This is a genomic window from Micromonospora endophytica, from assembly GCF_003236305.1.
GTDB lineage: Bacteria > Actinomycetota > Actinomycetes > Mycobacteriales > Micromonosporaceae > Micromonospora > Micromonospora endophytica.
Genome location: NZ_POTX01000192.1, coordinates 1 through 11,541, shown reverse-complemented (window position 1 = coordinate 11,541; position 11,541 = coordinate 1). Strand labels below are relative to the sequence as shown.

The following is an 11,541-nucleotide window of genomic DNA, read 5'->3' as shown; positions in this document are numbered from 1 at the left end:
CGGTGGGGGCGGTGGTCGCCCCGGCGAGGGTCTGGTCGGCCCAGTCGTCGGCGAGGAGCAGGGCGCCGGGGGTGTCGAGGTCGTCGGTCAGGCGCTCGCGTACCCCGGCCAGGAACGCCTCCCCGGACGGCCCGGACGGCGCGGCGGCGGCCTGACGCCACCGGGCCAGTCGCTGCTGCGCGGCGGTCAACAGGTCGTCGGTCCAGGACCGGTCCGCGCGGTAGTGGCCGGCGAGCAGCGCCAGCCGCACCGCCATCGGGTCGACCTTGTCGGCGCGCAGCCGGGAGACGAAGACCAGGTTGCCGCGGGACTTGGACATCTTCTCGCCGTCCAGGCCGATCATGCCGGCGTGCACGTAGTGCCGGGCGAACGGTGCCGCGCCGGTCAGCCGCTCGGCGTGCGCGGCGGAACACTCGTGGTGCGGGAAGAGCAGGTCGTTGCCGCCGCCCTGGACGTCGATGGTGGCGCCGAGCAGGCCCAGGGCGATCACCGCGCACTCGATGTGCCAGCCCGGACGGCCGGGACCGAGGTCACCGCCCGGCCAGGACGGTTCGCCGTCGCGGGCACCGCGCCACAGCAGTGGATCGAGCGGGTCGCGCTTGCCGGCCCGGTCCGGGTCACCACCGCGATCCGGGAAGATCTCCCGCATCTCCGCCCGGGACAGGTTCGACTCGTAGCCGAAGCGCGGCGCCGCTGAGACGTCGAAGTAGACGTCGCCGGTGCCGTCGTCCAGGCGGTACGCGGCACCCTCCTTGAGCAGCACCAGCACCTTCTCGGCGATGTCCGGGATCGACTCGACGGCACCGACGTAGTGCGCCGGCGGGATGATCCGCAACGCCTCCATGTCCTCCCGGAACAGGGCCGTCTCCCGCATGGCCAGGACCTTCCAGTCCTCGCCGTCGCGCTCGGCCCGCTCCAGCAGCGGATCGTCGATGTCGGTGACGTTCTGCACGTACCGCACCTCGTGGCCCGCGTCGCGCCACATCCGCTGCACCAGATCGAACGTGATCATCGTGGCGGCGTGACCGAGATGCGTTGCGTCGTACGGGGTGATGCCGCAGACGTACATGGTCGCGACGCCGTCGGGCTGGCTCGGGTGCACGCCCTGGCGTGCCGAGTCGTACAACCTCAGCGGCCCGCTCCGGCCCGGCAACCGCGGCACCTCGTGCCCCAACCAAGACTCCATGCCCGCCAGCCTAACGAGCGGCGGGTCGCCGGCACGGGGTGCCAGCAGTGATCAACGCCTCAGGGCTGTCCGGCCGTCGGCGTACCCCAGGCCACCCGGCCGCGGCGCGACCCGGGTGAGCGGCAGACGGGCCTCACACGGGTGGCCACGGCACGGCCGGCCAGTCCGGTGACGGCTGCGGAAAGCAGCACTCGGTGCGGAGCCTGTCGATCCGGGCCGCCAACTCGGTGATCTCGCCGCGGGTGAGATGCTCGGCCAGTTCGTCGCCGAGCGGGCCGGTGACCTGGTGGGCCAGCCGGTCGAGCGTCTCGACGGCGTCGTCGGGCAGCGGCCGGCCGGCCCAGCCCCACAGCACCGTGCGCAACTTGCCCTCCACGTGGAAGCTGACCCCGTGGTCGACGCCGTGGATCCGGTCGTCCGGGCCGACCAGGACGTGCCCACCCTTGCGGTCCGCGTTGTTGATCACCGCGTCGAGGATCGCGAGCCGGGCCAGCCGCGGGTCATCCGCGTGTGCCAGGGCGTACGGGGTGCCGTCGTCGTCACGGGCCGCCGCGATCGGGATCCACCGGGGCGGCAGCGCGTCGGCCGGCACGAACGCCACGAGCGGTTCGGCGTCGGGTGGCTCGTCGATCCAGAGCTGGCAGGAACCCGGGCCGAACGGCCCCGAACGCAGCACCGTCGGTGGCACCAGGTCCCAGCCGCTCGCCACGGAGACCAGGTACGCGGCGACCTCCCGGCCGGCCAGCGTACCGTCGGGAAAGTCCCACAGTGGGCGTTCACCGCGTACGGGTTTGTACACGCAGCGGGCGGTGGCGCCGTCCAGGGTGAGGATGCCCCGCAGCGTGGTGTTCGAGGCGTCGACCAGCCGCCCCTCGACGGTCAGCTCGCCGTCGCGCAGCAGACGCAGCGCGGCGTCGCCCTCCCGCCGGGGTGCCAGGCCGGACGAGGTCACCGGTGGTAGCCGTTGTTCCGGGGGCAGAGGTGACCGGCCGGGTCGAGCGGCTGCCCGCAGAGCGGGCAGGGGGGACGGCCGGCGTTTACCACTCGCCGGGCCCGTTCGATGAACGCACGGGTCGCCTCGGGGGTCAGCCGAACCCGCAGCCGGTCGAGGTCCTCGTCGGGCTCGACGTCGTCGGCCTCGTCCTCCTCCGACTCGCCCAGCTCGATCTCGGCCTCCGCCTCGCCGACCGCTATCGCCTCGATCACCACGGTCGCGGTGTCCGCGTCGAAGGCCAGGCCCAACGTGCCGACCCGGAACTCCTCGTCGACAGGCGTTTCCAGCGGCTCGTTGTCGCCGAGGGAGACCGGCGCCTCGGGCAACTCGACCCCGAACCGGCGCTGCGCCTCGGTGAGCAGTTCCTCCAGCTTTTCGGCGAGCAGGGAGACCTGGACCTTCTCCAGCGCGACGCTGACCAGCCGGCCACCGCCGCGCGCCTGGAGGAAGAACGTACGCTCCCCTGGCGGCCCGACGGTCCCGGCGACGAACCGCTCCGGCGGCTCGAAGGCGTGCACCTGGTGGGTCATACCAGAGACCCTATCCGGCGTGCCCGCGTACCGCGCACCCCACCGGCACGGACCGGTCCGCCGGAACGCTTTCGGCGGCACGGCACCAGAGTGCTCACACTCGCCCGAGTGCTTACCCTCACCGGGGTGCGTGCGCTCACCGGGGTGCTTGCGCTCGCCGGGATGCTCGGACTCACCGGGGTGCTTGCGCTCACCGGGACGTTCGGACTCACCGGGACGCGCCCGCGCCGCCGCCGACCGGGGCGTCTGAGTCCGCCGGGCGGGCGGGGCGCCGGCGCCGCTTACGCGGTGGTGGCACCAGGCCACTCAGATCGCCCCCGACGTCGTTGAGGCGAAGCAGGAAGGGACGCAGCGGGGTGTAGCGGATCGCGGTCACCGAGGCCGGGTCCACCACGATCCGCTGAAAGAGATCCAGGTGTACGCCGAGCGCGTCCGCCACGATGGCCTTGATCACGTCGCCGTGGCTGCATGCCAACCAGACCGCCTCGGAGCCCTGCTCGGCGGTGAGCCGGGCGTCCCAGGCACGTACCGTGGCGACCGCGCGGGCCGCCATCTGCGCCATCGACTCCCCCTCCGGAAAGACCGCCGCGCTGGGATGCTGCTGCACAACCGGCCAGAGTGGCTCCTTGGCCAACTTCTTCAGCGGCTGCCCCTCCCAACTGCCGTACCCGCACTCGATCAGCCCCTCGTCCAGCACCGGCGACGCCTGCGGCAACGCCAACTCGAGAGTCTGCCGGCAGCGGATCAACGGGCTGGTCACGACGGCCGCCAGCGGCAGCGCACGCAGCCGCTCACCCACCGCGCCGGCCTGGGTCCGGCCGGTCTCGTCCAACTCGACCGGCTGACGGCCGGCCAGGCCACCGTCGGCGTTGGCGGTGGTACGTCCATGTCGCAGGAGCAAGAGTGTCGCCACGCGAACCACCCTAGGCCGTCACCCCCCGACCGGCAGGGCCGCTCCACCGACCGGCGGTCGTACTGTGCCGCCGGACGGCGACCGTTGCCGTACCCGCCGGTCGGGGGGCGTACTAGCGGCCGTGCCGTGCCGCCAGGCGGCGGGCGTTAGCGTGCCGCCAGGCGGCAGGCGTTAGGAGGGGGCCCCTCCTATACACCAGGCGTTAATAGGGGGCCCCTCCTTACACTCCCGCCTTACACCTCAGGTGGCGCTGATGGTGCCGGTGAGCAGGAGGGCGAGCACGAGGGTGCCGACCGCGACCCGGTAGAGCACGAAGACGTACAGGGTGTGGTGAGCCACGTAGCGCAGCAGCCAGGCGATGGCCGCGTAGCCGACCGCGAAGGCGATGACCGTGGCGACGACCATCTGCGCGACGGAGGGCACCGAGGTGCCGGGTGCGGCCGGTTCGAAGACGTCGCCCAGGCTGAAGATGCCGGACATCACCACGGCCGGGATGGCCAGCAGGAACGAGTAGCGGGCCGCGGTCTCCCGGGTGAGGTTGAGGAAGAGGCCGAAGGTCAGGGTCGCGCCGGAGCGGGACACTCCGGGAATGAGTGCCAGGGCCTGGGCGAAGCCCATCACCACGCCGTCGCGCATCCGGAAGTCCTTCAGGGTCCGGGTCTGCCGGCCCCAGTACTCGGCGAACGCGAGCACGAAGGCGAACACGATGAGGGTGGTGGCCACCACCCACAGGTTGCGGGCGGTCTCCCGGATCTGGTCCTTGAACAGGAAGCCGAAGAGGCCGATCGGGATGGAGCCGACGATCACGTACCAGCCCATCCGGTAATCGAGGCTGCTCCGTACTGATTTGTCCCAGATGCCGACGGTCCAGGTCCGGCCGATCCGCCAGATGTCCTTGGCGAAGTAGAGCAGCACCGCCGCCTCGGTGCCAAGCTGGGTGACCGCGGTGAAGGACGCACCGGCGTCACGCTCGAAGAAGATCGCCGAGGTGATCCGCAGATGCCCCGACGAGCTGACCGGCAGGAACTCGGTCAGGCCCTGGACGATGCCCAGGACGATGGCTTCGACCCAGGTCACTCCCCGACTCCCGAGAGCTCCAGGGCCTCGGCGACGGTACGCAGGGTCTGTACCCCGCTGTCGCGGTCGGCGACGAACAGGGTCACCGAGAGGGTGGTCACCCCGGCCTCGGCGTACTGGCGCATCCGCTCGGCGATGCGTTCCTTCGGCCCGAGCAAAGACGTCCGGTCGATGAACTCCAGCGGCACCGCGGCGGCGGCATCCCGCTGCCGCTTGGCCAGGTAGAGCTCCTGCACCTCGCGGGCGGCGTCGCCGTAGCCCATCCGGGTGGCCAGCTGGTTGTAGAAGTTCTGCTGCCGGCTGCCCATGCCACCGACGTAGAGGGCCGCGTACCAGCGGACCAACTCGGCGCAGGCGGCCACGTCGTCACCGAGGACGACAGGCACGGAGGGCACCACGTCGAAACCGGCCAGCTCCTTGCCGACCTTGGCTCGGCCGGCGGTCACCGCGGCGAGTTGCTCAGCGGCGAACTCCGGGGCGTAGAAGACAGCCAGCCAGCCGTCGGCGATCTCGCCGGCCAGCTCCAGGTTCTTCGGCCCGACAGCGGCGAGATAGGTCGGGATGTGCTCGCGCGGTGGGTGGAAACCCAGCCGCAGCGCCTTACCGGGGCCGTCGGGCAGCGGCAGCGTGTAGAACTCGCCGTCGTAGGCGACCTCCTTGCGGGCCACCGCCAACTTCACGATGTCCACGTACTCCCGGGTGCGGGCGAGCGGCTTGCCGAAGCGTACGCCGTGCCAGCCCTCGGAGACCTGAGGTCCGGAGACGCCGAGGCCGAGGCGGAACCGGCCACCGGAGAGCGCGTCGATGGTCGCCGCGGTCATCGCGGTCATCGCGGGCGTACGGGCCGGGATCTGCATCACCGCGCTGCCGATGTCGATCCGCTCGGTCTGCCCGGCCATCCAGGCGAGCATGCTCGGCGAGTCGGAGCCGTACGCCTCCGCCGCCCACACCACCGAGTAACCGAGCCGGTCCGCCTCCTGAGCCAGGGCCAGGTGGTCGGCCGGTGTGCTCCACGCTGTCTGGTATCCGAGGCTTAGCCCGAGTCGCACAGAGTCCTCCCCCATCCGCAGTCGCATCAGGTTACGCAATGCCGACGATGGGGACGATCACCGGATCACCCCCCGAAGAATCGCCGGCAGACTCGACGGGAGCGAGGATATCGGTCCGGCCGGGTTCGAAATAAGGTTCACCCATGCAGCAGCGACCGCTCGGCCGAAGCGGGCTGGCGGTTTCCCGGCTCGCGCTCGGCACGATGACCTGGGGCCGGGACACCGACGCCGACGACGCGGCGGCGCAACTGAAGAGCTATCTCGACGCCGGCGGCAACCTGATCGACACCGCCGACGTGTACGGCGACGGCGACGCCGAGTCGGTGATCGGCTCGCTGCTGGGCAGCCTGGTGCCCCGCGAGGATCTGCTCATCGCCACGAAGGCGGGGCTCCGGCCGGGTGGGGCGCGGCGCCGGGACAACTCCCGGGGGCATCTGCTGCGTACGCTCGACGCCTCGCTGCGCCGACTGGGCACCGACCACGTCGACCTCTTCCAGGTGCACTGCTACGACCCGCAGACCCCGCTGGAGGAGACCCTGGCCGCGCTGGACCACGCGGTGGCCAGCGGCCGGGTGCGTTACATCGGCGTCTCCAACTTCTCCGGCTGGCAGACCGCCCGGGCCGCGGCCTGGCAGGCGGCCTGGCCGGGGCGGGCCCCGGTGGTCGCCGCCCAGGTGGAGTATTCGCTGCTCGAACGGGGCGTGGAGCGGGAGGTGCTGCCAGCCTGCGAGGCGCTCGGGCTGGGCGTGCTGCCCTGGTCCCCGCTGGGCCGAGGGGTGCTCACCGGCAAGTACCGGCACGGCCGCCCGGCGGACTCGCGGGCCGTGTCGCCGCATTTCGAACGCTTCGTCGCCACCTACCTGGAGCCGCGTTGCTCCAGCATCGTGGAGGCGGTGGCCACCGCCGCGAGTGGGCTCGGGGTGTCCCCGCTGGAAGTGGCGTTGGCCTGGATCCGGGACCGGCCCGGGGTGACCGCGCCGATCCTCGGCGCGCGTACCGCCGGGCAGTTGCTCGGCGCGCTCCAGGTGGAACGGATGAGTCTCCCCGAGGAGATCACCACGGCACTGGACGACGTCTCGGCGCTGGAGGTCGGCTACCCCGAACGGGACGGCTGAGCCCGAGCCCGACGGTGGCGCGGCCGGTGGCGGCGCGGGTCACTCGGGCGGGGGTGGCGCTCACCGGCTCCGGCTGGGCAGCATAGAAGCCATGGACTACGAGTACGCGCCGCTGCGGTTACCGCCGAATGTCGACCGGTTGACCGCTGCGGCGCAGCTGGCGATCCAGGCCGAGTTCTCCGGCTGGGAGTTGGCTCGGGTGCAGCTGTTCCGGGACGGCACGCGGCAGGTGATGCTGCGCCGCCGTCGGGTCAACCCGCCGCAACCGGGCCTGTCGTACTAGCGGTCGCACCGCGAGCCGGCAAGAACCGGCGCGCCGCGACCTGAGCGCGCGGAGACCTGGCGCGCCGACCGCGCGGCGACCCGGCCACGCGAACCGCGCGGAAACCCAGCGCGCGAACCGCGCGGAAGCCCAGCGGGTGTTAATAGGGGGCCCCTCCTATACACGAGGCGTTAATAGGGGGCCCTTCCTTGCACCACGGCGGCCACACCCCGGCCGCCGTGGTGCAAGGATCAGTGGGCGTGGTCGTGTTCGTCGTCGAGCTCGGCGAACGGGTGCTCGTCGAGCCGGCCGACCAGGCGGTCGTCGGCCGCCGGCTGGAACGGGCCGATCGGGTCGTCGTCGTCGAAGGACTCCAGGTCGACCGGGGTGCCGACCTCGCTGACCATCACCACGCCGTCGAGCGGCTCCAGTTCCGGCACGTCAAGTGCGCCGAGCGAGCCGTCGCCGCTCTGGAGCAGCTCCAGCACCGCCTCGCCGACGCCCTCGACCGGCGGTGCCTCCTCGTCGGCGGGCAGGCCCTCGCGGCGGGCCGCGTCGGCGATCCGGATCAACGCCGAGACGCTGGGCACCCGGTAGTCGCGGCGCTGACGCACCGAGATGACCTGGGGGTGCGGGTCGCCGGGCTCGACTCCCTCGGCCGCGCCGAAGCGCTGGTCGGCCTCGTCCGGGTCGATCGACTCGACGTCCCAGGGGGTGACCTCGCCGAAGGCGTCCATGAGTTGCTCGTCGTAGGCGAACGACGCGTTGTTCAACGCGACGTACGCCTGCCAGACGTCGTCGTCGTCGATCCGGCCCTCGGCGGCGCGGACCGCGGCCAGGTGGTGGCGGGCCGCTTCGATCACGCGTTCGAGGGCGGCGTCCAGCTCACCGTGCTGGTCGGTCATATGAGGCGTCCCCTTCATGTGGCAAGGTGCCGCGCCCGAAGCGGGCGCGGGTCAGCAGGTACGCAGGAACCGGTCGAGAACCCGCACGCCGAACTGTAGTCCGTCCACCGGAACCCGCTCGTCGATGCCGTGGAACAGCGCCGAGAAGTTCAGGTCGGCCGGCAGCCGCAGCGGCGCGAAGCCGAAGCAGCGGACGCCCAGCTGCGCGAACGCTTTGGCGTCGGTGCCGCCGGAGAGCATGTACGGCACCGGTCGCGCGCCCGGATCCTCGGCCCGCAACGCGGCCGACATCGCCTCGACCAGGTCACCGTCGAAGGTGGTCTCCAGTGCCGGCTGGCGCTGGATGTACTCGATGGCGATGTCCGGGCCGACCAGCTCCCGTAGCTGCCGTTCCAGCAGCTCGGACTGCCCGGGCAGGCTGCGGCAGTCGATGGTGGCGGTGGCCCGGCCGGGAATAACGTTGTCCTTGTAGCCGGCGGCGAGCCGGGTCGGGTTGGCGGTGTTGCGGATGGTGGCGCCGATGATGTTGGCGATCGGGCCGAGTTTGGCGATGGCGGTCTCCGGGTCCTCCGGGTCCAGCTCGATGCCGAGCACCTCGGAGACCTCCTCCAGGAAGGCCCGTACGGTGTCGGTGACCACCACCGGGAAGCGGTGCCGACCGATCCGGGCCACCGCCTCGGCCAGTGCGGTCACCGCGTTGTCGTCGTGCACCATCGAGCCGTGCCCGGGCCGACCCTTGGCGTGCAGCCGCAGCCAGTCGATGCCCTTCTGCGCGGTCTCGATCAGGTAGAGCCGGCGCGACTCGTCGACGGTGTACGAGAAGCCGCCCACCTCGCCGATGCCCTCGGTGCAGCCGTCGAAGAGGTCCCGGTGCCGGGTGGCCAGGAAGTGGGCGCCGTACTCACTGCCCGCCTCCTCGTCGGCGGTGTACGCCAGCACGATGTCGCGCGTCGGGCGGACGCCGGTGCGCTGCCAGTGCCGCACCACCGCCAGGACCATCGCGTCGAAGTCCTTCATGTCGATGGCGCCCCGACCCCACAGGTAGCCGTCGCGCAGCTCACCGGAGAAGGGGTGCACCGACCACTCGTCGGGGTCGGCCGGCACCACGTCCAGGTGGCCGTGCACCAGCAGCGCGCCCCGGCTCGGGTCGGTGCCGGGGATCCGGGCCACCACGTTGGCCCGCCCGGGGGCGGACTCGTGCAGCACCGGCTCGACGCCGACCTCGGCCAGCTTCTCCGCGACGTACTCCGCGGCCCGGCGCTCCCCCACGCTGGTGGCGTTGTCGCCGGTGTTCGTCGTGTCGATGCGCAACAGGTCCCGGCAGAGTTCGACGACCTCGTCGGTGGGCGCGGGGTGGGCGGAGTGGGCGTTGCTCGTCATCGCCCCTTCATACCAGCCCACCGTTTCGGTGCGGGGCGGTCCGGGTACTGCGCGCGCGTCCGGTTGCCTTATCATCGTCGCTCCGCCCGCCAGATGATCGTCGCTTCGTCCCCGCCAGCCGAGGAGGGACCGTGTCCGTCCACCTGCCGCCGCTGCCCCCCACTCCCGGCGACGGCTACCAGCCCGCCGGGCGCAGCATCGCCGACACCATCGCCGAGGAGCATCAGCAGTTGCTGGCGTTGGCTCGGCGGCTGGTCGAGCCGGGCCCGGACCCGGCGCACGGCCGGGAGATCCTGATCGCCGCGTTGTCTCGGCATCTCTCCGCCGAGGAGCAGTACCTGCTGCCCGCCATCCGGCAGGCCGACACCGACGCCGACGGGCCGGTCGGCGAGGTGCTGGCCGGGGACGCCGCCCTGCTGATGGCGTTGCGGGGGCTCACCGACGACCGCCTCCCGATGGTCGCCCAGCTGCTCGAACGGCATGTGTCGGCGGTGGACGCGTTGGTGGGGCGGCTGTGTGCCGACGCCACCGAGGAGGAGCTGATCCGGCTCGGCAACCGGCTGGAGATCGCCGAGGAGGCGGCGCCGACCCGCCCCCACCCGGGCGTGCCGCACACCCCGCCGTGGAACCGGATCGTCGAGCCGGCGGTCGCGCTCGTCGACAAGCTCCGGGACGCGGTCACCGGCCGACACACCCAGCTGAGCGAACTCACCGAACTGAGCGACCCGCCGCCACGCTGAGCGACTCGCGACACGTTCAGGGTCGTTGATCCGTACGGACCCTTCCGTCGACCGCGGTGTCGCCCTACCGTCACGCTATGAATCTGGAGTTGCGCCACCTGCGGGTGGTCTGCGCCATCGCGGAGACGGGGAGCGTGACCAAGGCGGCCTCGACGCTCGGCCTGGCCCAGCCGGCGCTGACCGCCCAGCTCCAGCGCATCGAACGGACCCTGGGCGGCCCGCTGTTCGAACGCGACCGCCGGGGTGCCCGCCCCACCGCGCTCGGTGAACTGGTGCTGGCCCGGGCCCGGGTGCTGCTGCCGGCGATGAAGGGCCTCCAGGATGAGGCGGCAAGGCTGGCCGGTGCGGGCGACGCGCCGCGCCGCTACCGCTTCGGCGGGGTGAACAGCCCCATCCTGGGTCGGCTGGTGCACCGGCTCGCCGCCGCGCAGCCGCAGGCGCAGATCACCACGCACGCGTCCTGGTCGGTCGACGAGCTGGTGCAGCTGGTCGCCGCCGGTCGACTGGACTTCGCCCTGACCGGGGTGTGTGGCGACTCCACCCCGGCGGCGGACTACGGCCTGAGCTGGCGGGAGGTGGCCGTCGATCCGATCATGGTGCTGTTGCCGGAGACGCATCCGCTCGCCGATCGGGACGAGGTGGCCCTGGCCGACCTGCGACACGAGCAGTGGGTGGCGGCGCCGGGCGACGGTTGCTTCGGTGACTGTTTCGCCGCCGCCTGCGCCCGCGCCGGCTTCACACCCCGCAAGGTGTACGAGGCCGACGTGCGCGGCTGCGTCGACCTGGTGGACGCCGGCGAGGCGGTGGCACTGTGCCAGGCCACCTTCCGGCCGGTGGCCGGTCTGGTGACCCGCCGGCTGGCCGGCACCCCGCTGCGGTGGCGGCTGATGCTCGGCTGGCACCCGGAGTCCCCCGCCGCCGGCATGGCCGACCTGGTGGTGGAGACGGCGCTGGCCGCGTACACCGACGCGCTGGCGCCGCACCCGGCGTACCTGGCGTGGCTGCTGCGCAACCCCGCGTTCGGGTTGCGGCGTCCGCTGGCCGCGGCGATCGATCCCGGGGTGCGAACCGGCTGAGGGCGGGTATGCGGCGGCATGACCGATCTCTATCCCGCCGCCGACGACCGCGAGGTGCTGCGCGAGGCGGCCGCCCGGCACACCACCGCGGTCCGGGAGGTGGAAGCCTTCCTGCGCCGGCTGCCGGAGGTGCCCGACCCGGCCGACCTGACCGAGTACGCCAACCTGATCACCCGTGAGGAGCAGGCCCGCGCCGACCGGCAGGCCGCCGCCGACGCCGCCGGCCTCACCCTCCCCAGCACGTCGATCTAGGGCTCGTTGTCGTCGTTGGAGATCCACTAGCGACGTTTGCCCCTAGATCGACGGAGGTGGGT

Annotated in this window: 13 protein-coding genes; 5 read left to right on the top strand and 8 right to left on the bottom strand. The window is 72.2% G+C overall.

Annotated features, from left to right (window positions below; all coding sequences use genetic code 11):
- The 6 genes from mshC to C1I93_RS22750 all read right to left on the bottom strand — a co-directional run.
- Window positions 1-1,186, bottom strand: a 1,186-nt coding sequence (gene mshC / locus C1I93_RS22775; protein ID WP_111245341.1) for a cysteine--1-D-myo-inosityl 2-amino-2-deoxy-alpha-D-glucopyranoside ligase, incomplete at its 3' end; no start/stop codon positions are given.
- A 133-nt stretch (window positions 1,187-1,319) separates the two neighbouring features.
- Window positions 1,320-2,138 (bottom strand): SCO1664 family protein, encoded by an 819-nt coding sequence (locus C1I93_RS22770; protein ID WP_111245339.1) that lies wholly within the window; start codon window positions 2,136-2,138, stop codon window positions 1,320-1,322.
- On the bottom strand, window positions 2,135-2,710 hold the full coding sequence (locus C1I93_RS22765) for a DUF3090 domain-containing protein (protein WP_111245338.1): 576 nt from the start codon (window positions 2,708-2,710) through the stop codon (window positions 2,135-2,137). Before C1I93_RS22765 ends, C1I93_RS22770 begins: the two co-directional genes overlap by 4 nt.
- Before the next feature lie 208 nt (window positions 2,711-2,918).
- Window positions 2,919-3,632 (bottom strand): histidine phosphatase family protein, encoded by a 714-nt coding sequence (locus C1I93_RS22760; RefSeq protein WP_111245337.1) that lies wholly within the window; start codon window positions 3,630-3,632, stop codon window positions 2,919-2,921.
- A gap of 231 nt (window positions 3,633-3,863) precedes the next feature.
- A complete protein-coding gene (locus C1I93_RS22755) occupies window positions 3,864-4,700 on the bottom strand; it encodes an undecaprenyl-diphosphate phosphatase (RefSeq protein WP_111245336.1) in 837 nt (278 codons plus the stop codon).
- Entirely contained in the window at window positions 4,697-5,749 is a 1,053-nt protein-coding gene (locus C1I93_RS22750; RefSeq protein ID WP_111245340.1) for an LLM class F420-dependent oxidoreductase, read from the bottom strand. Before C1I93_RS22750 ends, C1I93_RS22755 begins: the two co-directional genes overlap by 4 nt.
- Window positions 5,750-5,892: 143 nt before the next feature.
- On the opposite strand from C1I93_RS22750, the gene C1I93_RS22745 reads away from it, so the two are divergent.
- Together C1I93_RS22745 and C1I93_RS22740 are read left to right on the top strand one after the other, a co-directional pair.
- Window positions 5,893-6,864 (top strand): aldo/keto reductase, encoded by a 972-nt coding sequence (locus tag C1I93_RS22745; protein WP_111245335.1) that lies wholly within the window; start codon window positions 5,893-5,895, stop codon window positions 6,862-6,864.
- Between the two features lie 91 nt (window positions 6,865-6,955).
- Window positions 6,956-7,147 (top strand): DUF5703 family protein, encoded by a 192-nt coding sequence (locus tag C1I93_RS22740; protein WP_111245334.1) that lies wholly within the window; start codon window positions 6,956-6,958, stop codon window positions 7,145-7,147.
- A 230-nt stretch (window positions 7,148-7,377) separates the two neighbouring features.
- On the opposite strand, the gene C1I93_RS22735 is transcribed toward C1I93_RS22740, so the two are convergent.
- Together C1I93_RS22735 and C1I93_RS22730 are read right to left on the bottom strand one after the other, a co-directional pair.
- The gene (locus C1I93_RS22735) at window positions 7,378-8,031 is read right to left on the bottom strand and encodes a hypothetical protein (RefSeq protein WP_111245333.1); all 654 of its coding nucleotides are present in this window, start codon (window positions 8,029-8,031) and stop codon (window positions 7,378-7,380) included.
- A gap of 51 nt (window positions 8,032-8,082) precedes the next feature.
- Complete coding sequence (locus C1I93_RS22730; RefSeq protein ID WP_111245332.1) at window positions 8,083-9,411, bottom strand: M20/M25/M40 family metallo-hydrolase; 1,329 nt, start codon at window positions 9,409-9,411, stop codon at window positions 8,083-8,085.
- A gap of 131 nt (window positions 9,412-9,542) precedes the next feature.
- On the opposite strand from C1I93_RS22730, the gene C1I93_RS22725 reads away from it, so the two are divergent.
- The 3 genes from C1I93_RS22725 (at window position 9,543) to C1I93_RS22715 (ending at window position 11,479) form a co-directional block, all read left to right on the top strand.
- The gene (locus tag C1I93_RS22725; protein ID WP_111245331.1) at window positions 9,543-10,151 is read left to right on the top strand and encodes a hemerythrin domain-containing protein; all 609 of its coding nucleotides are present in this window, start codon (window positions 9,543-9,545) and stop codon (window positions 10,149-10,151) included.
- Between the two features lie 77 nt (window positions 10,152-10,228).
- On the top strand, window positions 10,229-11,227 hold the full coding sequence (locus tag C1I93_RS22720) for a LysR family transcriptional regulator (protein ID WP_111245330.1): 999 nt from the start codon (window positions 10,229-10,231) through the stop codon (window positions 11,225-11,227).
- A gap of 18 nt (window positions 11,228-11,245) precedes the next feature.
- Window positions 11,246-11,479 (top strand): hypothetical protein, encoded by a 234-nt coding sequence (locus tag C1I93_RS22715; RefSeq protein ID WP_111245329.1) that lies wholly within the window; start codon window positions 11,246-11,248, stop codon window positions 11,477-11,479.
- Window positions 11,480-11,541: the final 62 nt, after the last annotated feature.

What these genes read in the sequence shown, in the direction of transcription:
- C1I93_RS22740 (WP_111245334.1), top strand. Translation starts at nt 6,956, where the DNA reads ATGGACTACGAGTACGCGCCGCTGCGGTTACCGCCGAATGTCGACCGG.
- C1I93_RS22745 (WP_111245335.1), top strand. Translation starts at nt 5,893, where the DNA reads ATGCAGCAGCGACCGCTCGGCCGAAGCGGGCTGGCGGTTTCCCGGCTC.
- C1I93_RS22765 (WP_111245338.1), bottom strand. Translation starts at nt 2,710, where the DNA reads ATGACCCACCAGGTGCACGCCTTCGAGCCGCCGGAGCGGTTCGTCGCC.
- C1I93_RS22735 (WP_111245333.1), bottom strand. Translation starts at nt 8,031, where the DNA reads ATGACCGACCAGCACGGTGAGCTGGACGCCGCCCTCGAACGCGTGATC.
- C1I93_RS22715 (WP_111245329.1), top strand. Translation starts at nt 11,246, where the DNA reads ATGACCGATCTCTATCCCGCCGCCGACGACCGCGAGGTGCTGCGCGAG.
- C1I93_RS22720 (WP_111245330.1), top strand. Translation starts at nt 10,229, where the DNA reads ATGAATCTGGAGTTGCGCCACCTGCGGGTGGTCTGCGCCATCGCGGAG.
- C1I93_RS22730 (WP_111245332.1), bottom strand. Translation starts at nt 9,411, where the DNA reads ATGACGAGCAACGCCCACTCCGCCCACCCCGCGCCCACCGACGAGGTC.